The organism is Bradyrhizobium sp. LTSPM299, from assembly GCF_000938235.1.
Lineage (GTDB): Bacteria > Pseudomonadota > Alphaproteobacteria > Rhizobiales > Xanthobacteraceae > Bradyrhizobium.
Map to the genome: position 1 here is coordinate 44,844 of NZ_JYMU01000017.1, position 20,551 is coordinate 65,394.

Below are 20,551 nucleotides of genomic sequence, written 5' to 3' on the forward strand. Positions count from 1 at the left end.
CGCGCGCTGTTTCTTTCGATCCTGCTGCTCAGCTGCTTTGTCCTGCCGGCAATGGCCGGTCCGTTCGAGGACTCGGTCGCCAAGTTCGCCAATGATGAGTTTTCCGACACCGAGGACGCGGTCGGTGAGATCGCATCATCGGGCAATCCGCTCGCGTCCCCGATCATCAGCGCGCTGCAGGATGGCCGTTTGTCGGCTGATCCCGACAGCAAGAAGGTCTTCATCACCCAGCCCGACGGCAAGATCATCGACGCCGCAACGGGTGCTGCCGTCGACAAGCTGCCGGACAATGCCGCTGCCGTCCGCCTCAACAACCGCCTGCGCCGCACCGTGGATGCCGCGGTCGGCGGCCTGACACTGATGTCGTCGGACCCGGCGAAGCGTCTGTCTGCCGCGCAATCGGTGCTCAAGAGCCACGACGAGAGCATGCTGCCGACGGTCGACAGCGCGCTCGCCAAGGAGACCAATAAATCCACCAAGCAGGCGCTTGCCGAGGGGCGCGCCGCCATCATCCTGTTCAAGTCGGACGCGTCAGATAGCGACAAGCTCGACGCCGTCGCCGTGATCAAGGCGCGCGGCGATCAGGAGGCGCTGGCGCTGCTGACCAGTCTCGACGCCGGCCAGCCGCCGCTGGTTGCCAAGGCCGCGGCCTCCGCGATCTCCTCGATCCAGAGCAATCTGGCGCTATGGTCGACGGTGCAGAACGCTTGGTATGGCCTGTCGCTCGGCTCGGTGCTGCTGCTCGCCGCGATCGGGCTAGCCATCACCTTCGGCGTGATGGGCGTCATCAACATGGCCCATGGCGAGATGGTGATGCTTGGCGCGTACACCACCTTCGCGGTGCAGGAGGTGATCCGCACCAGCTATCCCGGCCTGTTCGATTATTCGCTTCTGATCGCCCTTCCGCTTGCTTTCCTGGTCGCCGGCGGCATCGGCGTGCTGATCGAACGCAGCATCATCCGCTTCCTCTACGGCCGCCCGCTGGAAACCCTGCTGGCGACGTGGGGCCTGTCGCTGGTGCTGCAGCAGGCTGTGCGCACCCTGTTCGGTCCGACCAACCGCGAGGTCGGCAACCCTTCCTGGATGAGCGGTGCGTTCGAAGTCGGCCAGATCACCATCACCTACAACCGGCTCTGGATCTTCTGCTTCACGCTGGCGGTGTTCGCGATCCTGCTCGCGATGCTGCGCTATACCGCGCTCGGCCTTGAGATGCGCGCGGTGACACAGAACCGTCGCATGGCGGCCTCGATGGGCATCGCCACCTCGCGGGTTGACGCGCTGACCTTCGGCCTTGGCTCCGGCATCGCAGGTATTGCTGGCGTGGCGCTGTCGCAGATCGATAACGTCAGCCCGAATCTCGGCCAGAGCTACATCATCGACAGTTTCATGGTGGTGGTGTTCGGCGGCGTCGGCAATCTCTGGGGCACGCTGGTCGGCGCCTTCACGCTCGGCATCGCCAACAAGTTCCTCGAGCCGGTGGCCGGCGCGGTGCTCGGCAAGATCGCGATCCTGGTGCTGATCATTCTGTTCATCCAGAAGCGGCCGCGCGGCCTGTTCGCCCTCAAGGGACGGGCGGTGGAAGCATGACCCCGCACATCCTCACCCGCTCGCTCGATCGCGCCGCTGCTACCTTCATCCTGATCGTCGCCGCGCTGGGCATCCTGATCCCGCTGTCGAATCTGCTGCTGCCGCAGGGCTCGATGTTCCAGGTGCCGACCTACCTGGTGGCGCTGTGGGGCAAATATGTCTGCTACGCCATCCTTGCGCTCGCGATCGACCTGATCTGGGGTTATTGCGGCATCCTCTCGCTCGGCCACGGCGCGTTCTTCGCACTCGGCGGCTACGCCATGGGCATGTACCTGATGCGCCAGATCGGCAGCCGCGGCGTCTACGGCAACCCGCTCCTGCCTGATTTCATGGTGTTCCTGAACTATCCGAAGCTGCCATGGTACTGGCACGGCTTCGACATGTTCTGGTTCGCAGCGCTGATGGTCCTGGTGGCGCCCGGCCTGCTGGCATTCTGCTTTGGCTGGCTCGCCTTCCGCTCCCGCGTCACCGGCGTCTACCTCTCGATCATCACGCAAGCGATGACCTATGCGCTGCTGCTGGCGTTCTTCCGCAACGATTTCGGCTTCGGCGGCAACAACGGCCTGACCGACTTCAAGGACATCCTCGGCTTCAACGTGCAGGCCGAAGGCACCCGCTGCGCGCTGTTCCTGCTGAGCTGCCTGGCGCTGATCATTGCCTTTGTGATCTGCCGCGCTGTCGTGAGCTCGAAGCTCGGCAAGGTGCTGATCGCGGTGCGCGACGCTGAGTCCCGCACCCGCTTCCTCGGCTACCGCGTCGAGACCTACAAGCTGTTCGTGTTCACGTTGTCGGCCTGCATGGCCGGCGTCGCGGGCGCGCTCTATGTGCCGCAGGTCGGCATCATCAATCCAAGCGAATTCGCGCCCGGCAACTCGATCGAGGCTGTCATCTGGGTCGCGGTCGGCGGCCGCGGCACGCTGATCGGCGCCGCGCTCGGCGCCGTCGTCGTCAACTATGCCAAGACCTACTTCACCTCGGGGCCGCTCGCGCCGTACTGGCTGTTCATGCTGGGCGCGATGTTCATCCTGGTGACGCTGCTGTTGCCGAAGGGCATCGTCGGCACCTTCAACAGCTGGCGCGACAAGCAGCGCAGCGCGGCGATCGAAGCCGACAAGGAAAGTGCCGCGCGCGAAGACGGCATCGGCGAACCGAACCCGGCGGAGTAGGCACATGAACGTGATGGATACCCGTGCCACCTCGGCGATGCTCTATCTCGACGGCGTGCACGTCTCGTTCGACGGCTTTCACGCCATCAACAATCTGTCGCTGACGCTGGCGCCCGGCGAGATGCGTGCCATCATCGGCCCGAACGGCGCCGGCAAGACCACGATGATGGACATCATCACCGGCAAGACCAAGCCGGACGAGGGCACCGTGCTGTTCGACGGCACCGTCGACCTGACCCGGCTCGACGAGACCCGCATTGCCGAGCTCGGCATCGGCCGCAAATTCCAGAAGCCGACGGTGTTCGAGAGCCAGACGGTGCAGGACAATCTGCTGCTCGCGCTCAATGTCGATCACTCGGTCCGCGGCACGCTGTTCTGGCGCGGCAGCAAGGCCGAGTCCGAGCGCATCGAAAAGGTGCTCGAGACCATCCGTCTGACCGACGCGCGCAACCGCCTCGCGGGCTCCCTGTCGCACGGCCAGAAACAGTGGCTCGAGATTGGCATGCTGCTGGCGCAGGATCCGAAGGTGCTGCTGGTCGACGAGCCGGTCGCAGGCATGACCGACGTCGAGACCCACCTGACTGCGGAGCTGTTGAAGGAAATCAACCGTAATCACACCATCATGGTGGTCGAGCACGACATGACTTTCGTCCGCGAGCTCGGCGTCAAGGTGACCTGTCTCCATGAAGGTTCGGTGCTGGCCGAAGGCACAATCGACCAGGTGTCGTCGAATGAGCGGGTTGTTGAAGTGTATCTGGGGCGCTGAGCGATGCTGAAGGTCGATAACATCAATTTATTCTACGGCGCGGCGCAGGCCTTGCGCGGCGTTTCGATCACCGCAGAGCCCGGCAAGGTCACCTGTGTGCTAGGACGTAACGGCGTCGGCAAGACTTCGCTGCTGCGCGCCATGGTCGGGCAGTACCCGATCGCCTCCGGCGCGATCAATTTCGACGGCAAGGATATCACCGCGCTAAAACCCTATGAGCGGGCGCGGCACGGCATCGGCTTCGTGCCGCAGGGCCGCGAGATCTTTCCGCTGCTCACGGTGGAAGAGAATCTCAAGACCGGCTTCGGGCCGCTGAAGCGCGAGGATCGCAACATCCCCGACGACGTGTTCTCACTGTTTCCGGTGCTGCAGACTATGCTCGGCCGCCGCGGCGGCGACCTCTCCGGCGGCCAGCAACAGCAGCTTGCGATCGGCCGCGCGCTGGTGATGCGGCCAAAGCTGTTGCTGCTCGACGAGCCGACCGAGGGCATCCAGCCCTCGATCATCAAGGATATCGGCCGCGCCATCTCTTATCTGCGCAACCTCGGCAATATCGCGATCGTGCTGGTCGAACAATATCTCGACTTCGCCTGCGAACTCGGCGACAGTTTCGCCGTGATGGACCGAGGCGCGGTGAAATATGCCTGCGACCGTGCGACCCTCGATCCCGCCGAGATCAGCCGCCAGATGGCGCTGTAATGAAACTGTGACGCCGCTCCTCGCGGCGCGGAGGGGGAGCGTTGGGGCGGATGCGGAGCGAGATCGCAGGCGCATCTTCAGAGACATTTGCAGCGAACCGTGCGCAGGGCGCGGTGTGGTTCGACGTGCATCGAAGGGATGGCGCCACCCGCCGCGGTGATCTGCATGAATCAGGCTCTTTGCGCGTCCGCTTTCCATCGCCGGAAGACGACGGCCTGTCGGCGATGTTCGTCAATACCGCCGGCGGCATTGCCGGCGGCGACCGCTTCGACATCGCAATCGCGGCCGGCGAGGGCGCCCGGTTGACGCTGACCACAGCTGCGGCCGAGAAGGTCTATCGCGCCCCCGGCGCGCCTGCGCGGCTCGGCATTGCCCTGAAGGCGGAGGCGGGGGCGCACCTCGCCTGGCTGCCGCAGGAGACCATCCTGTTTGATCGCGCTCGGATCCACCGTAGCTTCGACATCGATCTCGCCGAAAATGCCTCGCTTTTGCTTTGCGAAATCGTTGTGTTTGGCCGCGCCGCGATGGGCGAGACGATGCGCCACGGCGAGTTTGTCGACCGTTGGCGGATGCGCCGCGGCGGCAGGCTGGTGTTTGCGGAGACGATCCGTCTCGACGGCGAGATCGGCGACAAGCTCGCAAAGCCCGCGATCGCGGGCGGCGGCGCGGCGATCGGGACCGCACTGTTCGTGCCGGGCGACGAGGCACTGGTCGAACGCCTCCGCGAGGCGTCGGAAAGCTTCGGCGGCGAGGTCGGCATCTCCGCCTGGAATGGATTTGCAATGGCGCGTTTCTGTGCCCAAGATGCGGCGAGGCTGCGCGCCGACATGATGACGGTGCTCGGCCGCGCCTCCGCCGTCCCGTTGCCGAGGCTTTGGCTCAATTAGGAAGCTGGCTCAACTCATCCCTTCAATATGATCAGAGTGCTCGCATGAATTTGTCTCCCCGCGAAAAGGACAAGCTCCTGGTTTCGATGGCGGCCATGGTGGCGCGCCGCCGGCTCGAGCGCGGCGTCAAGCTGAACCACCCGGAGGCCATCGCGCTGATCTCCGACTTCATCGTCGAGGGCGCGCGCGACGGGCGCACCGTCGCCGATTTGATGCAGGCCGGCGCCAAGGTTTTGACCCGCGACCAGGTGATGGCCGGCATCCCCGAGATGATCCACGACATCCAGGTCGAGGCGACATTCCCCGACGGCACCAAGCTCGTCACCGTCCACGAGCCGATCCGATAGGAGCGCGACATGATCCCCGGCGAACTCTTCATCAAGGACGGCGAGATCGAGCTCAATGCCGGCCGCAAGACCGTGACGCTGTCGGTTGCCAACACCGGCGACCGCCCGATCCAGGTCGGCTCGCACTACCATTTCTACGAGACCAACCCGGCCTTGAAGTTCGACCGCAAGAAGGCCCGCGGCATGCGCCTCGACATCGCCGCCGGCACCGCCGTCCGCTTCGAGCCCGGCCAGACCCGCGACGTCAAGCTCGTGGCACTGGCCGGCAAGCGCATCGTCCACGGCTTCCGCGGCGAGGTGAAGGGGAAGCTGTGATCCATCGTGAGGTGAGCACGCAGGTCGGGCTCCCTCCCCCCCTTGCGGGGGAGGGTTGGGGAGAGGGGTAAGCCCCGGGCTCCGACGGCAGAGACAAGGCGAACCGGCGCCAAAGAAATTCGCGACGCGCGCAACAAGGGGCTGACATGTCCGTGAAAATCAAACGTTCCGTCTATGCCGACATGTTCGGGCCGACGACCGGCGACAAGGTGCGGCTGGCCGATACCGACCTGATCATCGAGGTCGAGAAGGATCTCACCACCTATGGTGAGGAGGTGAAGTTCGGCGGCGGCAAGGTGATCCGCGACGGCATGGGGCAGTCGCAGGTGACCAACGCGCAAGGTGCTGCCGACACCGTCATCACCAATGCGCTGATCGTCGACCACTGGGGCATCATCAAGGCCGACGTCGCGATCAAGGAAGGGATGATTGCTGCGATCGGCAAGGCCGGCAATCCCGACATCCAGCCCAACGTCACCATCATCATCGGTCCCGGCACTGACGTAATCGCCGGCGAAGGCAAGATCCTCACTGCAGGGGGATTCGATAGCCACATTCATTTCATCTGCCCGCAGCAGATCGAGCACGCGTTGATGGCTGGCGTCACCTCTTTGCTTGGCGGCGGCACTGGTCCATCGCATGGCACCTTTGCCACCACCTGTACACCCGGCCCGTGGCACATGGGGCGGATGATCCAGTCGTTCGATGCCTTCCCGGTCAATCTCGGCATATCAGGCAAGGGCAACGCGTCGCGCCCGGCGGCGCTGGTCGAGATGATCAAGGCTGGCGCCTGCGCGTTGAAGCTGCACGAGGATTGGGGCACCACGCCGTCGGCGATCGACACCTGCCTGTCGGTGGCCGACGATTACGATGTCCAGGTGATGCTGCATTCGGACACGCTGAACGAATCCGGCTTCGTCGAGGACACCGTGAAGGCGTTCAAGGGCCGCACCATTCACGCCTTCCACACCGAAGGCGCCGGCGGCGGCCACGCACCTGACATCATCAAGATTGCCGGCCTGATGAACGTGCTGCCGTCCTCCACCAGCCCGACGCGGCCGTTCACCCGCAACACCATCGACGAGCATCTGGACATGCTGATGGTGTGCCACCACCTCGATCCGTCGATCGCCGAAGACCTCGCCTTCGCCGAAAGCCGGATCCGGAAAGAGACCATCGCGGCCGAAGACATCCTGCACGACCTCGGCGCGCTCTCGATGATGTCGTCGGACTCACAGGCGATGGGCCGGCTCGGCGAGGTCATCATCCGCACCTGGCAAACCGCCGACAAGATGAAGAAGCAGCGCGGGTCGCTGCCGCAGGACAAGGGCAACGACAACGACAATTTCCGCGTCAAGCGCTACATCGCCAAATACACCATCAACCCGGCGATCGCGCATGGCGTCTCAAAACTGATCGGCTCGGTCGAGAAGGGCAAGATGGCCGATCTCGTGCTGTGGTCGCCAGCCTTCTTCGGCGTCAAGCCGGACTGCATCATCAAGGGCGGCTCGATCGTGGCAGCTCCGATGGGCGATCCCAACGCCTCGATCCCGACGCCGCAGCCGGTGCACTACCAGCCGATGTTCGCAGCCTACGGCAAGGCGCTGACGGCGTCCTCGGTGGTATTTACGTCGAAGGCCGCCGTCGCCGGGGGGCTCGCCCGCAAGCTCGGCATCTCCAAGAAGCTCTACGCGGTGCAGAATACCCGCGGAAAAATCTCCAAGAAGAGCATGATCCACAATGACGCCACCCCCCATATCGAGGTCGATCCCGAGACCTATGAGGTGCGCGCAGACGGCGAACTCCTCACCTGCGCGCCCGCGGACGTGCTGCCCATGGCCCAGCGCTATTTTATGTTCTAAAACCCCTCCCGGTATCCAAAGCTAAAAGAGAAAACCGGGAGGAATTTCCGTGATTTACGTCGTAGCCACGCTGACCATCAAGCCCGAGAGCCGTGCCGAATTCATCGCTGCGGCGACGGCCTGCATCAAGGAAACCCGCAAGGAAGCAGGCAATATCGCCTACGATCTGCATGAGAGCGTGACCGACCACAGCAAGATGGTGTTCGTCGAGCAGTGGGACAATGCCGAGGCGCTGGTGCCGCATCGCACCGCCGCGCACATGAAGACGTTCGGCCGGGTGGCGGTGAATTGCATGGCCGCGCCGCCGAAGATCGAGGTGATCACGCCGGAGAAGGTCGACGTCCGCTAATCAACAAAAAGAAAGGAGGCAGTCCATGATCTATGTCATCGCCACCACGCCGATGAAGCCGGACAACCGCGACGACTTCATCAAGGGGCACAAGGCCTGCACGGCCGAGACCCTCAAGGAGAAGGGCTGCCTGTCCTATGACGGCCATGTCAGCGTCAACAATCCCAATCAGTATGTGGTGGTCGAGCGCTGGGAGACCCGCGAAGACCTCAACGCGCATGGCCGCGCGCCGCATATGAAGGTGTGGCGGGAGTATTCCTCGCAAATGAAGACCGCACCGACGGTGATCGAGATCATCAGCGACGGCAAGGTCGAGAAGCTCTGAGGCAACAACACGAAGGTTTCGATGATCCGCGCGACAAGAGTTCTGGGACAGCATCGCTGGACGGACACACCCGCCGACACCGTCGTGCTTGATTTCGACGACCGTCACCGGCGGCGGATGGCGATGACTGGGACGGGCGGGTTCGAATTCCTGCTCGATCTCGAAAACGCCGTCGCGCTGCGCGGCGGCGACGCGCTGGTGCTGGAGGACGGTCGCCTCGTCGAGGTGGTCGCCGCTCCGGAGCCGCTACTGGAAATCCGTGGCAGCGATCCGCATCATTTGATCAGGGTCGCCTGGCATCTCGGCAACCGCCATTTGCCGACCCAGATCATGCCGAAGGGCCTACGCATCCGCCGCGATCACGTCATCGAGGCGATGGTGAAGGGGCTCGGGGCCCGTGTCATCGAGATCGAAGCGCCGTTCGATCCCGAGGGCGGCGCCTATGCCGGGCATGCCAATGCGGAAGAGCCGCACGCGCATGACCATACCGGGCACGATCACGCCCAGAGCCACGCGCACGATCATGGCCATCATCACCACGACGAGCATTGCGGCCACGACCATCACGACCATTCCCATGCTCATGACCACAAATGAGACCGATCCCGCCGCTATCAGCGGCGGGATGACGGCGGGCGAGGCGAAGGCGCTGTACCGGCTGATGACGTGGCTGTCGCCATCGTTCCCGGTTGGCGCTTTCGCCTATTCCAGCGGCATCGAATGGGCAGTGGAAGCCGGCGACATCACCGATGCTGCATCGCTGCGCGACTGGCTCGCGGCAATGCTGGCCGAGGGAAGCGGATTTTGCGACGCCGTGTTCGTCGTGCACAGCCACCGCGCCGCGTCGGACCATGATCACGTCGCCTTAAAGGAGATCGCTGAACTCGCCGCCGCCTTCGTGCCGTCGCGTGAGCGGCAGCTTGAGACCACGAGCCAGGGCCGCGCCTTCATCGACATTGCGCGTGCGGCCTGGAATTCGCAGGGCCTCGATGCGAGCGTTGCCGCCTGTAGCGGCCCGATCGTCTATCCTGTCGCGGTCGGTTTGGTCAGCGCGGCGCACGGCATTCCGCTGGAGCCGGTGCTGCACGCCTTTCTCCACGCCGTGGTCTCCAACTGGATTTCTGCAGGTAGCCGACTGATCCCGCTCGGGCAGACCGACAGCCAGCGTGTGCTGGCCGATCTCGAGCCGGTGGCAGCCGCGACGGCCGCGCGCGCCGGCGCGGCCTCGCTCGACGATCTCGGCAGCGCGACCTTCCGCGCCGATCTCGACAGCTTGCGGCACGAGACGCAATACACGAGGTTGTTTCGGTCATGATGCGCAGCTCTCCCCACACGTCGAAAGGCCTCTGACATGCCCACATCTCACGGCCCGTTGCGTGTCGGTGTCGGCGGTCCGGTCGGCTCCGGCAAGACCGCGCTGATGGATCTGCTCTGCAAGTCGATGCGCGAGCGCTACGACATCGCGGCGATCACCAACGACATCTACACCAAATGGGATGCCGAATTTCTGGTGCGATCGGGCTCGCTGACGGCGGACCGCATCGCCGGCGTCGAGACCGGCGGCTGCCCGCACACCGCGATCCGCGAGGACGCCTCGATGAATCTCGCCGCCGTTGCCGACATGCGCGCCAAGTTTCCGAACCTCGATCTGGTCCTGATCGAATCCGGTGGCGACAATCTGGCTGCGACCTTCTCTCCAGAACTGGCTGATCTGACGATTTATGTCATCGACGTCGCTGCCGGCGACAAGATCCCCTCAAAGGGCGGTCCCGGGATCACGCGGTCCGACCTTCTCGTGATCAACAAGATCGACCTCGCCCCCCACGTCGGGGCGTCGCTGGAGAAGATGGACACCGACGCCAGGCGGATGCGCGGCGAGCGGCCCTTTGTGATGACCAACCTGAAGAAGAGCGACGGCCTCGAGCAGATCATCAGCTTCATCGAGACCAAGGGCGGCCTGCGGCCGCAGGGCAAGGCCAGCGCCAAGGCCGGCGCGAAGGCATAGCCGTTAATCATTGTGGCAGGCCCCTGATGGCTGATCCGTCATCCTGAGGAGCGCGTAGCGCGTCTCGAAGGATGAATCGGCCCGGCTGGTGGCCGTCGATCCTCGAGGCGCGCAAGGGCGCGCACCTCAGGATGACGGTCGATCATTGAGCTGTGCTTGCCCGCCGCAAAAAAGTTCCGCAATCGCCGGAACAAAATCCAACTTTGCCGATTAGCAACCTCTGGTGCCGCCAAAGATCAGCAGGGTGGTGTCAGCGTTAATGCTGTCGACTGGCTCATGTTGCGTAGCGATGATTGCTATTCCATATTCCTCTGCGGCAGGTGTTCATCGCGTGTTGATTTGTCGCTGCCCCCGCACCCATCGGATGCCTTCCGTCCCTTTCCGCCACCCCCTGATTGCCGAGTAAGCGAGTGGTTCGGCTGGGCTTCATCGTCGCCTTGATCGCGCTGATCGGAGCGTTGCTCTCCGGTCTCGCCGCCTATCGGGTGCACGATCAGGAGCTGGCGCTCGACGGCATCGCGCTGGCGCGGGCGATCGACGTGCATGCCAGCCTGGTGCAGGACCGCCTCACCGAGCGCGAGCTGCTGGCGCGGGTGGCGTCGGGCCTATTCCGGGCGCCGTCGACGGTGAAGGCCAACATGCTGCAGCCGCTGCGCTCGGCGATCTATGCCTTCAAGACCGACTTCGTCGTCGCCGCCTGGATCGCGCGGCTGCGGCCGGACGAGCTGCCCGCAGCGGCGGTGGAGCTGAAAACCGCAGGGTTCACCGACCCGTCGATCCGCGATTTCGACGACCAGCCGCTCGACATCAAGGCGCTCGACCGGCCGATCAACGTGATGATGGATGTCGAGCCGCGCACCCCGGAAACCCTGAACATCCCGGGCCGTGCCTTCGACCGCCACTCCGTGGTCGGCCCGATGCTGGCGCAGGCGCTGGCCGACGCCAAGCCGGTGGCCTCGGACCCGATCCCGCTGCTGCGGCAGAATGGCCCGGTCGGCGTCGCGCTGGCGGCGCCGGTATTCCCCGAGGGGGCGTCGGAGCCGGCCGGCTTCGTCACCTTTTCCTACGAGCTGTCGTCGCTGATGCTGACCAACGACGACTCATCGCTGTTTGCGGTGGCATTGAAGGATCCGCGCGATTCCAACGACGAGTTCACCGCCAACGAGCAGGGCGCCGTCACCTCGCGCACGGTGCGCGAGAACGGGCCGGCGCCGTCGATGGTCCGCACCGTGACGTTCGGCGGCCGCGACTGGTCGCTCGACTATTACGCCAAGAGCAACGCCACGGCGCGCGCGCAGCAGACCGCGACCATTGTCGCGGCGATCGGGCTGGCGCTGACCGGCATTGTCTGCGGCCTGTTCGGCTATGTCGCCTACAACAATCTGCGCCTCAGCCGCGAGATCGAGGTCAGGATCGGCTTCGAACGGCGGCTGACGGCCGTCATCGACGAGCTCAACCATCGCGTCAAGAACATCCTGGCGGTGATCCAGTCGATCGTGACGCGCACGCTGCGCCACGGCACCGACATTGACGCCGCACGCGACCTCCTGATCGGCCGCATCCACGCGATGTCCAACGTCGTGACGCTGCTCAGCGAGAGCCAGTGGCAGGGCGTCAAGCTGAAGGGCCTGTTCGAATCGCGCGCGATCCCGCACGCCGACCGCATCGCGGTGAACGGCCCGGACATCACCGTCAGCGCCCGCGCAGCGCAGTCGCTGTCGCTGTTGTTCTTCGAACTCGCCTCGCATTCCGACGAAGGCCTGTCGCTGGTCGGCAAGCATCCGCACATCGTCGCCAACTGGGAGGTGACCGGGGAGGGCGACGACGCGATCTTCCATTTCCGCTGGGAGGAGTTCAACACCAGCGAGGCGACGCGGCGCGCGGACAGCGATTTCGGCCTGATCCTGCTCGACCGCGTCGCGCCCGAAGCGCTCGGCGGCACCGCAAAGCGCTATTTCACCGACGTCTCCTACGTCTACGAGCTCACCGCGCCGATGGACACCGTCGTCGACATGACCGAGCGCGACCGCACCGAGCAGTTCGCCGCGCCGGTGCGCGGGGGGAAGAAGTAGCGCAAATCAGATTCGCCGTCATTCCGGGGCGCGCGTAGCGCGAACCCGGAATCCATTTATCCACGTTGCCGGTGGCAAAATGGATTCCGGGCCCGCGCCGAGAGGCGCGTCCCGGAATGACGACGGTGTGGCTTTGCGCCTCAAACAAAAAAGGCGGCCCGACCTGGCCGCCTTTCCGCATTCAACATCTCTCTCGCCTAGCCGCCATTGCCGCCGATCACGGCGCGCACGGTGTTGTCGGGGCCGAAATCCTCGGCGCTGTCGACATAGAGCAGCGCGCTCAGCTTCGAGCGCGCGCGGTTGACGCGGCTCTTGATGGTGCCGACTGCGCAGCCGCAGATCGCCGACGCATCTTCGTAGGAGAAGCCGGAGGCACCGACCAGGATCAGCGCCTCGCGCTGGTCCTGCGGCAGCTTCTCGAGCGCGGCGCGGAATTCCTCGAACTCCAGATGCGCGGTCTGCGACGGCTGGCTCTTCAGCGTCTTGGCATAGTTGCCGTCGGCGTCCTCCACCTCGCGGCGCCGCTTCCGGTAGTCGGAGCGAAACAGGTTGCGCAGGATGGTGAACAGCCACGCCGGCAGGTTCGAGCCTACCTGGAACGAGTCGATATTGGCGATCGCGCGCAGCAAGGTCTCCTGCACCAGATCGTCGGCGCGGTCGCCATTGCCGGACAGCGAGATCGCGAATGCGCGCAGGCTAGGGACCGACGCCAGGATGTCGTCGCGAAGTTCATTGGTGAGAGGCATTAGTCCCCTCCATTGTTCTTGTCGGTATCGCCCCCGGCAGCGGCCGCCGCGGCAGCCTCGGGTCCGTCGAGCTTGCGGACCAGCTCCGCAAAGCGGTCGGGCACTCCCTGTCGTACCACGTCGTCGTACATGGCACGAAGCTGGTGGCCGATCCTCGACTGAATCTCGGCGTTGAGACCGCCCTGCTTCTTTACTTCCTTCATGATGTGATCCACGCTTCCCCGGGAGTTAAGTCTCTGATTTTCCAAGTCGTTTCCTCGAAAGAAAGGCTGACCTCTGGCCCGATCGGTCACGAGCTAATGCAAAGTTGCGCAGAAAGTTCCGCCACGCTGGAACTATTTCGTGGAACTTTCTGGCCGGTCGCGCGTAGATGGGCATGCAGGGGAACCGGGGTCGCCTCCCGGAATGGGATACGCCGTCCCCGGTCAACGCGTTTCAGGCCGGTTTGGCCTCACGAACAAGGATGGAGTGGGAATGTCCCGATCGCAGGTCGTTGCTGAACATCTTCCGCTGCTGCGCCGCTACGCCCGCGCGCTGACCGGAAACCAGGCGTCGGGAGACGCCTATGTCGGGGCCATGCTCGAGGCCCTGCTGCAGGATGCAGCGTTGCTGGACGAGACGCACGGCCCGCGCGCCGGGCTGTTCCGGCTCTTTACCCAGATCTGGAATTCAGTGTCGGTCAATAACGACAATGCCGATGTGGCGACGCTGTCGCTGCCGCCGGAGCGCCGTCTCTCCAACATCACGCCGCTGCCGCGCCAGGCCTTCCTGCTGCTTTCGCTGGAAGGATTTTCGGAGGAGGAGGTGGCCTACATTCTCGCCATCGACATCGCCGAGACGCGCAAGCTCACCGACGCCGCCGGCCGCGAAATGGCTGCCGAGATCGCGACCGACGTGCTGATCATCGAGGACGAGACCTTCATTGCGATGGACCTCGAAAGCCTAGTGAAGAATCTCGGTCACAACGTCATCGGCGTCGCCCGCACCCATTCGGATGCGGTGGCGCTCGCCAAGAACAAGAAGCCCGGCCTGATCCTCGCCGACATCCAGCTCGCCGACGGCTCGTCGGGCCTCGATGCCGTCAACGAGCTGTTGCGCATCTTCGAGGTGCCGGTGGTGTTCATCACCGCTTATCCCGAGCGCTTCCTGACCGGCGAGCGGCCGGAGCCTGCATTCCTGATCTCAAAGCCGTTCCAGCCGGCGATGGTGTCGGCGGTGGCGAGCCAGGCGCTGTTCTTCCAGCGCAACTCGCGCAATCGCGCGCCGCGGGCTGCGTCGGCATGAGCTGCTGAGTTTACTTGAAGCTGGTCAAACTGAACCGGCGTACCGCAAGGTGCGCCGGTTTTTTTATGCGCGCTGCGTGCGTCGCGCGACGGAACGGGCGTCCGCGCGGCGCGTTCTCCCGACAGAAACAGGAGCCAGGCCATGCGCAAGGCAATCGCGGAGCTTGATGCGGAGCAAAGGGCGCAGCTGCTTTATGTCGCGGATCTGGGGACGGCGATGCTCTCGTCGGCGCTGGTGGTCTGCATCCTGCAAGCGATCGTCGACCTGTTCGGCGCGGTCTGAACGGCTGCGCCACCGACGCGATGCGCCGATGGTTGCGAACGCGCGGTAGTCCGTGCGTCAATCCGTGTCCGGCGCGTTTGTGCCGGGGTCGGCCTGCGTGTGCCCATCCGGTCCCCGATTGAACACGCCATAATCGCTCGACTTCACGCCGGTGTCGCCGTCGACCGCCGCATTGGCCAGGCCAAGCTTGAGCAGCTCGCGGACCGCCGCGGCCCGGGTCGGCATGCGGTGGCGGAAGCGGAAATCGTCGAGCGTTGCCAATTCCTCTGGAGACAACATGACCTGAAGTCGTTCACCCCGAAGCTCATTCATCGCTAAACACCCAAAATGTGCTGATTGAGTAATTTGCTAAACGAGCAAACTTGCATCGGGTTCCCCAGGCACAGACAAAAACGCCAAGTTAGCAAAATACTCTAATAAAATCAATATGTTGCATCGGAACATGGAGCCGCTTGCCGCGTTTACTACGTGGGAGAGACGCCATGACAGACGACGTCAAGCTACCCCGCAAGCTGTCAGAGGAGCCTAAGGCACCGAAGCCGCGGCGGCCTAGCCATGCGCGGGTCATCGAGCAACTGGACCGCTGGGCCAACAGCCCAGGCCTTCAACCGCCAAAGGTGAATCATGCAGACGCGAAAACGATCTGAGCCCCATACGTTCGAGCAGCGCCTGGAGGAGCACAGGCTGCGCCTCGAGGACGAACTCGCCCGATTACCGCAGGGCGCGCAGCGCGAGACGGTTGTCGCGCGCATCGAGCAGCTGCGGGCCGCAGCCGAGCTGAACGCGTTGCTCTCGACGGCGGCGGGAGCTGACCAGAGCCCGTGATCTCGTCGCCGTGGGACCTTTTACATGGCGGTCGATGCCCCTTTCACGCATGGTGAAGGCATGACCGCCATCGAATCCAGTGGGGAGCAAGAATTTCACTCCGACATCGAAGCCGTCGAGTCGATCGCCGCCATCCCGGCCATTCTCACCGTCGTCTCACGCGTCACCGGCATGGGCTTTTCGGCCGTGGCGCGCGTCACGCCCGACCGCTGGGTGTGCCTTGCCGCCAATGACGAGATCGGGTTCGGCCTCAAGCCCGGCGGCGAGCTCAAGGTCGAGACGACGATCTGCCACGAGATCCGCCAATCGGGTTGCGAGGTGGCGATCGACCATGTCGGTGAGGATGAGGTCTACCGAAACCATCAGACGCCCGCGATGTACGGTTTCCAGAGTTACATCTCGGTGCCGATTATCCTCAAGGACGGCAGCTTCTACGGCACGCTGTGCGCGATCGATCCGAAGCCGGCGAAGCTGAACAATCCCGGAATCATCGGCATGTTTCGGCTGTTTGCCGAATTGATCGCCGGCCATCTCGATACCGCACGGCGCCTTGTCACGGCCGAGGCGAGCCTGCTCGATGCGCGCACCACGGCAGAGCTGCGCGAACAGTTCATCGCCGTGCTTGGTCACGATCTGCGCAACCCGCTGGCCTCGATCGCCGCAGGCGTGCGAGTCCTGCAGCGAACGCCGCTGGACGACAAAGCGAAGACGATCACCGAGCTGATGCAGAACAGCGTCACGCGAATGGCGGCACTGATCGACGACGTGATGGACTTCGCACGCGCACGGCTCGGCGGCGGTATCGCGGTCACGCGCTCGAGCGAGGCGTTGGAGCCCGCACTGCGCCAGGTCGTCGATGAGTTGCAGGCGGCCCATCCGGATCGTGTCATCCAGGCCGAGTTCGCGATTTTGCGTCCGGTGCTGGCCGACCGCGAGCGCGTTGCGCGGCTGTTGTCCAATCTGCTTGGCAATGCACTCACCTACGGCACGCCGGGAACGCCGGTCGAGGTCAGGGCCGCCACCAACGGCGCGTTCGAGCTCTCGGTCGAAAACCGGGGCCCCGCGATTCCGCCTGCCACGATGGAGCGGCTGTTTGCGCCATTCACGCGCGGCGACGTCGCCGACCAGAAGGGGCTCGGGCTTGGGCTCTACATCGTGTCGCAGATCGCGCGCGCCCATGGCGGCACCATCGACGTGACTTCGACGGAGGACGTCACCTGCTTCACCTTCCGGATGCCGCTGCCGGCCGCGTAACGCGCCGGCACGTGCCGCCCGCACAAAACGCCTTGCCTGCTTCCGCATCGCACCCTAACATCGGCCCCGTTGATGGGGATGGAGTCCCCCGATAACCGCCGCAAGGCTGATGACTCCTACCGGGCGCGAGAGCGTCGGTAGGAGCACGTGCCAACCACCGACCCGATTGCGCCCCGCGAATGAGATGGGGCTGCATATGACGGTCTTCCTGATTCACTCTCAATCGCGCTGTGGCTGGTCGGGTCGATCTGGCTCGTCGGTATCGTCGCCTGGCTCGGTGACGCTCCCGGTGAACTGGTCGTCGCGACCTTTGTGGTTGGATTGCTGACAGGCGTCGTCGAGTGGCGGGCCGGAAAGGTGAGACGTTGAATATTCATTTACTTGCTGCGGTCGCCATTGGCGGCTCCCTGGGGTCGGTCGCGCGCTATCTCGTGGCGATCGGCGCCGCCCGCCTGGTCGGCACCGGATTTCCCTGGGGAACGCTGGTCATCAACATCGTCGGCTCGTTCCTGATCGGCGTGTTCGCGGAATCCTTCGCGCTGACATGGAATGTCAGCCAGACGCTGCGGGTGTTCCTCACCGTCGGCATCTGCGGCGGCTTCACCACGTTCTCGACCTTTTCGCTGGATGCGATCGTGCTGATGCAGCGCGGCGAGGTACGGCCGGCCGCAGCCTATATCGCGGCCTCGGTCGCGCTCTCGATCCTGGCTTTGGTCGGCGGCCTGTATCTGGTGCGGGCGTTCGCGGTGTCGGCCGTGTAGCTCGCCATGGTGCGCTCTTCCTACCGTCATTCGGCGGGAATGGCTGGCGCAGGCTCCGCCAGCAGGTAATATGGAACCCGAGTGGTGACAAAGGGCCTCCCGGAGATGAAGTACGTCGACGTCGCAGTGATTTCAGCCACCCTGTGGCTGCTGGCGTCGATGGTGCTGGACATCCTGACGCCGAAGTCCATTACCGTGTTCATGATCGGGGCGGCGCTCGCTCCGCCGTTCCTGATCGGGATCGGCATCCATTTCGCGCGCGAATATTTCAAGGCGAAGCGGCGCAGTTATCCTCCGCCGAGCCGGCTGGACGAACGCTTGGAGAATTAAGCAGGGCAGCGGTGCAATCGCCGCATTGAACCCGGCGGACAACGCGGAAGGGCTGTCTCCGCAAAAAGATTGCTCATCGATAGACCTGTACCCCCTTCACCCGGAACGCATTTCGCTCCGACCTCTCTCCGCAAGCGGGGCGAGGTGAAGCGGCGCCCGCCCAACGTCGTCGACCAGGCCATGTGCTCTTGGCGCGAGATATCCGCTCTTGGGGGTGAGGCAGACTTACGCAAGCAATTCCGGGATGTCGCGTTTTGACCCCAACTCGGACTTCCGCGGTCAATAAAGATGCAGGGGGATCGGGACGCCAGCCGGACCGACCACCAGGCCCCAGGTCTCGTCGGCAGCGACCTCGAACTCCCGATTCTGCGCCACGCCGCTCGCGATCTTGAGGGAGACCTTGTACTTGCCCGGCGGCAGATTGATTTCCGGGCTCTCGGGCGATTTGCGTCCGGTTGCGGTGTCGTCCGTCAACTCGGTGCCAGCCGCCAGCTTGATGGTCTGCTCGTTGATGGTGATGATGGCCTCTTCATTCGTGGAATTGCCGAGCAACAGCCTCACCTGCCCTGGCATCGGCAGGACGACGGCATCCTTGGTCGCGTCCTTGGCGGCAGGCTCGCGCAGCGACAGATCGACGATCGTCCTGTCGTCCTGATGGGTGAGCCGGAGCAGCGCCGGCCCATCTGATGTCGTGAAGGCGATCACGGCGCCGCCCGGCTCGACGACTGCGCCGCGATTCTCCGACCAGCCGCGCTTGCTCAACTCGTGGCGATAGAAGCGGAGCACGCCTGCGAGATCGAGCGGCGTCTCGACGTGAAACGCCTTGATGAACGTTGAATTCTTCGCCGTCGTGACAAGCCAGGGCTTAGGCCGCGGCAGACCCGTGACGGGATCGTCGTCCGCGGCCTGCACCGGCGCCGCGTCCGAGGGGGTGGCGCAGAGCAGGCGCCTGGCGATGTAATTCTGGGGGCAATCGGCAACGGCCCACGACATAACGTCGACATAGATTGACCGGGGCGTGTCACGCGAGCCGGACGGGATGGTGCTTGTCGTGTCCGAGGGGGTGGTGAATATCGGGGTCGATTGGCTGATCGTTTTCGATGACCGGTGGTAGGTGCAATTGATCAATTTTGAAAAACCGGTCTCACAATAATGCTGGGGATCCATGACCTTTGCGAGCGCCCCCGTCAGTACGACGACCGTTGCGACGGCGGCCGCGACAGCCAGGCTGCCGACGAGCAAGACACCTTTCGTTCGTCGATTCATCGCCGGATCCGAACCTCCATGAGAGCCCTGGGTGCTCATCATGAGCTTAGTGGCGTTGGCCATGGAGCAAGTTCATCGCTCGTTGGTTTCCTCACACCAATTCTACGTGCGCGAGCGCAGGCGTGACGGCGAGGGCTCACCCTGAGCCGATGGTGCGCAATCAGGTCAGCTTCTAGCCCTTAGCCGGCATGCTTGGGCGAGGCGCCCGTGTCCGCTCCCGAGGGCAAAGCGGACATGGGCTGATCGAATTTGCCAGTGCACGCCGTAATCAGCTGAGACAGAAATGCCGCTTGATCGCCAGCGCATTCGCCTCGGCGGAATTGGCCTCGCTGTCCAGCACAAGGCAGTTTCGCCGCGGCACCGGTGACACCGCGTGCTGATCAATGAACTGCTGGACGCCGGTTTCCGAAATCATCTTGCGTCGTGCCGCGCGGTCGGGGGTGCCGATACGCCGGACGATTTCCTCGGTGGAGCATTTTAGGTACACCGGCAGCAACTGCCCGCCGCGCCGTTCGACGATCTCCTCGAACTGCGCGAAGGTCGGCAGGTCGAGCGGATCAACGTAGACGAACGTCATCACCAGGAGCGGCAGGTCCTGTGCCAGCGCGGCATCCAGCACCGACATACGGACCGTCTGCACGAGCTCCCAGAACCCCGGCGTGCCGAAATCGAACACCGTACGCGCGACGTCGATCGCGGCATGATTGTCGAACAGCCGCCCGCTGGTCTGCGCTAGCAGCGCCTTCGCAGTCGTCAGCTTTCCCGCGGCCGGCGCACCATGGATGAAGACGAGTTTCATGCGGGGAGTGTAGCGGCTGACGCAGGTCGCGTCATGTCGGTTCGCCAAAATCGGCCGGCCTCACCGCCGCCGCATAGTCTGGGGGCGGCACAGGTGCCGGACTGTAACCCGCGATTAACCTCGCCGCGCGCCGTTCCATGAGAAGCTGCGGACCGACATAATTGGCCCGCATTGGTCGTGGAACGGTCACGCATGTTTGTTGCGTATCGGTATCAACGGCGAATGGTGCGCGCCGCGGGGGCGTTCTTGTTGTTGAGCCTTCCGCTCGGCGGCTGTGCGACGTCCACGGGTTCGTCGCTGATGGATGCGCGGGCCGAGGCACCGATGCCTCCCTCAATGCCTGCAAAGAAAGGCACCTATCTTCCGGTCGAAGATCTGCCGCCGCCGCGTGAGCAACCCGCCATGACGGATGCTGAACGGTCGAAGCTTCAGAATGAACTCATCGCCGCGCGTGACCGCCAGGCGGTGGCGGCCAAGGCGCAGGCGGGGCAATAAGGCGGGGCGATCACCGATCCCGTGAAGCCATAGCCGCGCGATGCAGCGCGGTGGTTGCGAATCGTTGTCGCGATCGCCTGCCTGCCAGTTGGTGTGAAAGCGCGACCCATGAGCCCGGAGCCGCGCCGC

At 64.2% G+C, this 20,551-nt stretch carries 26 protein-coding genes and 1 riboswitch; of the genes, 21 read left to right on the forward strand and 5 right to left on the reverse strand.

Annotated features, from left to right (window positions below; translation table 11 throughout):
• Positions 1-51: 51 nt before the first annotated feature.
• The 14 genes from urtB to UP10_RS11840 all read left to right on the forward strand — a co-directional run bounded on the left by urtB (position 52) and on the right by UP10_RS11840 (position 12,380).
• A complete protein-coding gene (gene urtB, locus UP10_RS11775; RefSeq protein WP_245321719.1) occupies positions 52-1,587 on the forward strand; it encodes an urea ABC transporter permease subunit UrtB in 1,536 nt (511 codons plus the stop codon).
• Positions 1,584-2,753 carry an urea ABC transporter permease subunit UrtC gene (urtC, locus tag UP10_RS11780; protein ID WP_044587515.1) on the forward strand — a complete coding sequence of 390 codons (1,170 nt, stop codon included), beginning with the start codon at positions 1,584-1,586 and terminating at the stop codon, positions 2,751-2,753. Before urtB ends, urtC begins: the two co-directional genes overlap by 4 nt.
• A gap of 4 nt (positions 2,754-2,757) precedes the next feature.
• Positions 2,758-3,519, forward strand: a complete 762-nt coding sequence (gene urtD / locus UP10_RS11785; RefSeq protein ID WP_044587516.1) for an urea ABC transporter ATP-binding protein UrtD — start codon at positions 2,758-2,760, stop codon at positions 3,517-3,519.
• A gap of 3 nt (positions 3,520-3,522) precedes the next feature.
• The gene (urtE, locus tag UP10_RS11790; protein ID WP_044587517.1) at positions 3,523-4,218 is read left to right on the forward strand and encodes an urea ABC transporter ATP-binding subunit UrtE; all 696 of its coding nucleotides are present in this window, start codon (positions 3,523-3,525) and stop codon (positions 4,216-4,218) included.
• Between the two features lie 50 nt (positions 4,219-4,268).
• Entirely contained in the window at positions 4,269-5,105 is an 837-nt protein-coding gene (locus tag UP10_RS11795; RefSeq protein ID WP_044587518.1) for an urease accessory protein UreD, read from the forward strand.
• 44 nt (positions 5,106-5,149) lie between these two features.
• The gene (locus UP10_RS11800) at positions 5,150-5,452 is read left to right on the forward strand and encodes an urease subunit gamma (RefSeq protein ID WP_044541133.1); all 303 of its coding nucleotides are present in this window, start codon (positions 5,150-5,152) and stop codon (positions 5,450-5,452) included.
• A 9-nt stretch (positions 5,453-5,461) separates the two neighbouring features.
• On the forward strand, positions 5,462-5,767 hold the full coding sequence (locus UP10_RS11805) for an urease subunit beta (protein ID WP_044587519.1): 306 nt from the start codon (positions 5,462-5,464) through the stop codon (positions 5,765-5,767).
• 146 nt (positions 5,768-5,913) lie between these two features.
• Positions 5,914-7,629, forward strand: coding sequence for an urease subunit alpha (gene ureC, locus UP10_RS11810; protein ID WP_044587520.1), 1,716 nt, complete (start codon positions 5,914-5,916; stop codon positions 7,627-7,629).
• Between the two features lie 49 nt (positions 7,630-7,678).
• Complete coding sequence (locus UP10_RS11815) at positions 7,679-7,978, forward strand: putative quinol monooxygenase (protein WP_044587521.1); 300 nt, start codon at positions 7,679-7,681, stop codon at positions 7,976-7,978.
• A gap of 25 nt (positions 7,979-8,003) precedes the next feature.
• Positions 8,004-8,303 carry a putative quinol monooxygenase gene (locus UP10_RS11820; protein WP_044587522.1) on the forward strand — a complete coding sequence of 100 codons (300 nt, stop codon included), beginning with the start codon at positions 8,004-8,006 and terminating at the stop codon, positions 8,301-8,303.
• A 21-nt stretch (positions 8,304-8,324) separates the two neighbouring features.
• Complete coding sequence (locus UP10_RS11825) at positions 8,325-8,900, forward strand: urease accessory protein UreE (protein WP_044587523.1); 576 nt, start codon at positions 8,325-8,327, stop codon at positions 8,898-8,900.
• Positions 8,881-9,618 (forward strand): urease accessory protein UreF, encoded by a 738-nt coding sequence (locus UP10_RS11830; RefSeq protein WP_044587524.1) that lies wholly within the window; start codon positions 8,881-8,883, stop codon positions 9,616-9,618. The genes UP10_RS11825 and UP10_RS11830 overlap by 20 nt, the downstream gene beginning before the upstream one ends.
• Positions 9,619-9,654: 36 nt before the next feature.
• The gene (gene ureG, locus UP10_RS11835) at positions 9,655-10,308 is read left to right on the forward strand and encodes an urease accessory protein UreG (RefSeq protein WP_044587525.1); all 654 of its coding nucleotides are present in this window, start codon (positions 9,655-9,657) and stop codon (positions 10,306-10,308) included.
• A 410-nt stretch (positions 10,309-10,718) separates the two neighbouring features.
• Complete coding sequence (locus UP10_RS11840; RefSeq protein WP_044587526.1) at positions 10,719-12,380, forward strand: CHASE domain-containing protein; 1,662 nt, start codon at positions 10,719-10,721, stop codon at positions 12,378-12,380.
• A gap of 197 nt (positions 12,381-12,577) precedes the next feature.
• Here the strand turns inward: UP10_RS11840 and UP10_RS11845 are convergent, their stop codons facing one another.
• Complete coding sequence (locus UP10_RS11845; RefSeq protein WP_044541143.1) at positions 12,578-13,126, reverse strand: sigma-70 family RNA polymerase sigma factor; 549 nt, start codon at positions 13,124-13,126, stop codon at positions 12,578-12,580.
• Positions 13,126-13,329: a NepR family anti-sigma factor gene (locus UP10_RS11850; RefSeq protein ID WP_044541248.1), complete on the reverse strand. Its 204-nt coding sequence runs from the start codon at positions 13,327-13,329 to the stop codon at positions 13,126-13,128. Before UP10_RS11850 ends, UP10_RS11845 begins: the two co-directional genes overlap by 1 nt.
• Before the next feature lie 271 nt (positions 13,330-13,600).
• On the opposite strand from UP10_RS11850, the gene UP10_RS11855 reads away from it, so the two are divergent.
• Both UP10_RS11855 and UP10_RS11860 read left to right on the forward strand, forming a co-directional pair.
• Entirely contained in the window at positions 13,601-14,410 is an 810-nt protein-coding gene (locus UP10_RS11855) for a response regulator (protein ID WP_044541144.1), read from the forward strand.
• A gap of 141 nt (positions 14,411-14,551) precedes the next feature.
• Positions 14,552-14,692: a hypothetical protein gene (locus UP10_RS11860; RefSeq protein WP_245321714.1), complete on the forward strand. Its 141-nt coding sequence runs from the start codon at positions 14,552-14,554 to the stop codon at positions 14,690-14,692.
• Positions 14,693-14,749: 57 nt separating this feature from the next.
• Here the strand turns inward: UP10_RS11860 and UP10_RS11865 are convergent, their stop codons facing one another.
• Positions 14,750-15,004, reverse strand: coding sequence for a hypothetical protein (locus tag UP10_RS11865; protein ID WP_044587527.1), 255 nt, complete (start codon positions 15,002-15,004; stop codon positions 14,750-14,752).
• Positions 15,005-15,316: 312 nt separating this feature from the next.
• Here UP10_RS11865 and UP10_RS11870 point away from each other — a divergent pair, with 312 nt between their 5' ends.
• The 4 genes from UP10_RS11870 (at position 15,317) to UP10_RS11885 (ending at position 17,862) form a co-directional block, all read left to right on the forward strand.
• Positions 15,317-15,517: a hypothetical protein gene (locus tag UP10_RS11870; protein WP_044587528.1), complete on the forward strand. Its 201-nt coding sequence runs from the start codon at positions 15,317-15,319 to the stop codon at positions 15,515-15,517.
• Positions 15,518-15,541: 24 nt separating this feature from the next.
• Entirely contained in the window at positions 15,542-16,771 is a 1,230-nt protein-coding gene (locus UP10_RS11875; protein WP_245321715.1) for a GAF domain-containing sensor histidine kinase, read from the forward strand.
• 65 nt (positions 16,772-16,836) lie between these two features.
• A riboswitch (Fluoride riboswitch) is annotated at positions 16,837-16,897 on the forward strand.
• A gap of 239 nt (positions 16,898-17,136) precedes the next feature.
• Positions 17,137-17,532 (forward strand): fluoride efflux transporter CrcB, encoded by a 396-nt coding sequence (gene crcB, locus UP10_RS11880; protein WP_044587589.1) that lies wholly within the window; start codon positions 17,137-17,139, stop codon positions 17,530-17,532.
• 84 nt (positions 17,533-17,616) lie between these two features.
• Positions 17,617-17,862, forward strand: coding sequence for a hypothetical protein (locus tag UP10_RS11885; RefSeq protein WP_245302199.1), 246 nt, complete (start codon positions 17,617-17,619; stop codon positions 17,860-17,862).
• A 279-nt stretch (positions 17,863-18,141) separates the two neighbouring features.
• Here the strand turns inward: UP10_RS11885 and UP10_RS11890 are convergent, their stop codons facing one another.
• Positions 18,142-19,128, reverse strand: a complete 987-nt coding sequence (locus tag UP10_RS11890) for a hypothetical protein (protein WP_197086785.1) — start codon at positions 19,126-19,128, stop codon at positions 18,142-18,144.
• Between the two features lie 268 nt (positions 19,129-19,396).
• Positions 19,397-19,975, reverse strand: coding sequence for a P-loop nucleotide/nucleoside kinase family protein (locus tag UP10_RS42010; RefSeq protein WP_156179790.1), 579 nt, complete (start codon positions 19,973-19,975; stop codon positions 19,397-19,399).
• Positions 19,976-20,119: 144 nt separating this feature from the next.
• Between UP10_RS42010 and UP10_RS11900 the strand changes: the two genes are divergently transcribed.
• A complete protein-coding gene (locus UP10_RS11900; RefSeq protein WP_044587529.1) occupies positions 20,120-20,422 on the forward strand; it encodes a hypothetical protein in 303 nt (100 codons plus the stop codon).
• Positions 20,423-20,551: the final 129 nt, after the last annotated feature.

What these genes read in the sequence shown, in the direction of transcription:
- urtB (WP_245321719.1), top strand. Translation starts at nt 52, where the DNA reads ATGGCCGGTCCGTTCGAGGACTCGGTCGCCAAGTTCGCCAATGATGAG.
- urtC (WP_044587515.1), top strand. Translation starts at nt 1,584, where the DNA reads ATGACCCCGCACATCCTCACCCGCTCGCTCGATCGCGCCGCTGCTACC.
- urtD (WP_044587516.1), top strand. Translation starts at nt 2,758, where the DNA reads ATGAACGTGATGGATACCCGTGCCACCTCGGCGATGCTCTATCTCGAC.
- urtE (WP_044587517.1), top strand. Translation starts at nt 3,523, where the DNA reads ATGCTGAAGGTCGATAACATCAATTTATTCTACGGCGCGGCGCAGGCC.
- UP10_RS11795 (WP_044587518.1), top strand. Translation starts at nt 4,269, where the DNA reads ATGCGGAGCGAGATCGCAGGCGCATCTTCAGAGACATTTGCAGCGAAC.
- UP10_RS11800 (WP_044541133.1), top strand. Translation starts at nt 5,150, where the DNA reads ATGAATTTGTCTCCCCGCGAAAAGGACAAGCTCCTGGTTTCGATGGCG.
- UP10_RS11805 (WP_044587519.1), top strand. Translation starts at nt 5,462, where the DNA reads ATGATCCCCGGCGAACTCTTCATCAAGGACGGCGAGATCGAGCTCAAT.
- ureC (WP_044587520.1), top strand. Translation starts at nt 5,914, where the DNA reads ATGTCCGTGAAAATCAAACGTTCCGTCTATGCCGACATGTTCGGGCCG.
- UP10_RS11820 (WP_044587522.1), top strand. Translation starts at nt 8,004, where the DNA reads ATGATCTATGTCATCGCCACCACGCCGATGAAGCCGGACAACCGCGAC.
- UP10_RS11825 (WP_044587523.1), top strand. Translation starts at nt 8,325, where the DNA reads ATGATCCGCGCGACAAGAGTTCTGGGACAGCATCGCTGGACGGACACA.
- UP10_RS11830 (WP_044587524.1), top strand. Translation starts at nt 8,881, where the DNA reads ATGCTCATGACCACAAATGAGACCGATCCCGCCGCTATCAGCGGCGGG.
- ureG (WP_044587525.1), top strand. Translation starts at nt 9,655, where the DNA reads ATGCCCACATCTCACGGCCCGTTGCGTGTCGGTGTCGGCGGTCCGGTC.
- UP10_RS11845 (WP_044541143.1), bottom strand. Translation starts at nt 13,126, where the DNA reads ATGCCTCTCACCAATGAACTTCGCGACGACATCCTGGCGTCGGTCCCT.
- UP10_RS11850 (WP_044541248.1), bottom strand. Translation starts at nt 13,329, where the DNA reads ATGAAGGAAGTAAAGAAGCAGGGCGGTCTCAACGCCGAGATTCAGTCG.
- UP10_RS11855 (WP_044541144.1), top strand. Translation starts at nt 13,601, where the DNA reads ATGTCCCGATCGCAGGTCGTTGCTGAACATCTTCCGCTGCTGCGCCGC.
- UP10_RS11860 (WP_245321714.1), top strand. Translation starts at nt 14,552, where the DNA reads ATGCGCAAGGCAATCGCGGAGCTTGATGCGGAGCAAAGGGCGCAGCTG.
- UP10_RS11865 (WP_044587527.1), bottom strand. Translation starts at nt 15,004, where the DNA reads ATGAATGAGCTTCGGGGTGAACGACTTCAGGTCATGTTGTCTCCAGAG.
- UP10_RS11870 (WP_044587528.1), top strand. Translation starts at nt 15,317, where the DNA reads ATGCAGACGCGAAAACGATCTGAGCCCCATACGTTCGAGCAGCGCCTG.
- UP10_RS11875 (WP_245321715.1), top strand. Translation starts at nt 15,542, where the DNA reads ATGGCGGTCGATGCCCCTTTCACGCATGGTGAAGGCATGACCGCCATC.
- UP10_RS11890 (WP_197086785.1), bottom strand. Translation starts at nt 19,128, where the DNA reads ATGAATCGACGAACGAAAGGTGTCTTGCTCGTCGGCAGCCTGGCTGTC.
- UP10_RS11900 (WP_044587529.1), top strand. Translation starts at nt 20,120, where the DNA reads ATGTTTGTTGCGTATCGGTATCAACGGCGAATGGTGCGCGCCGCGGGG.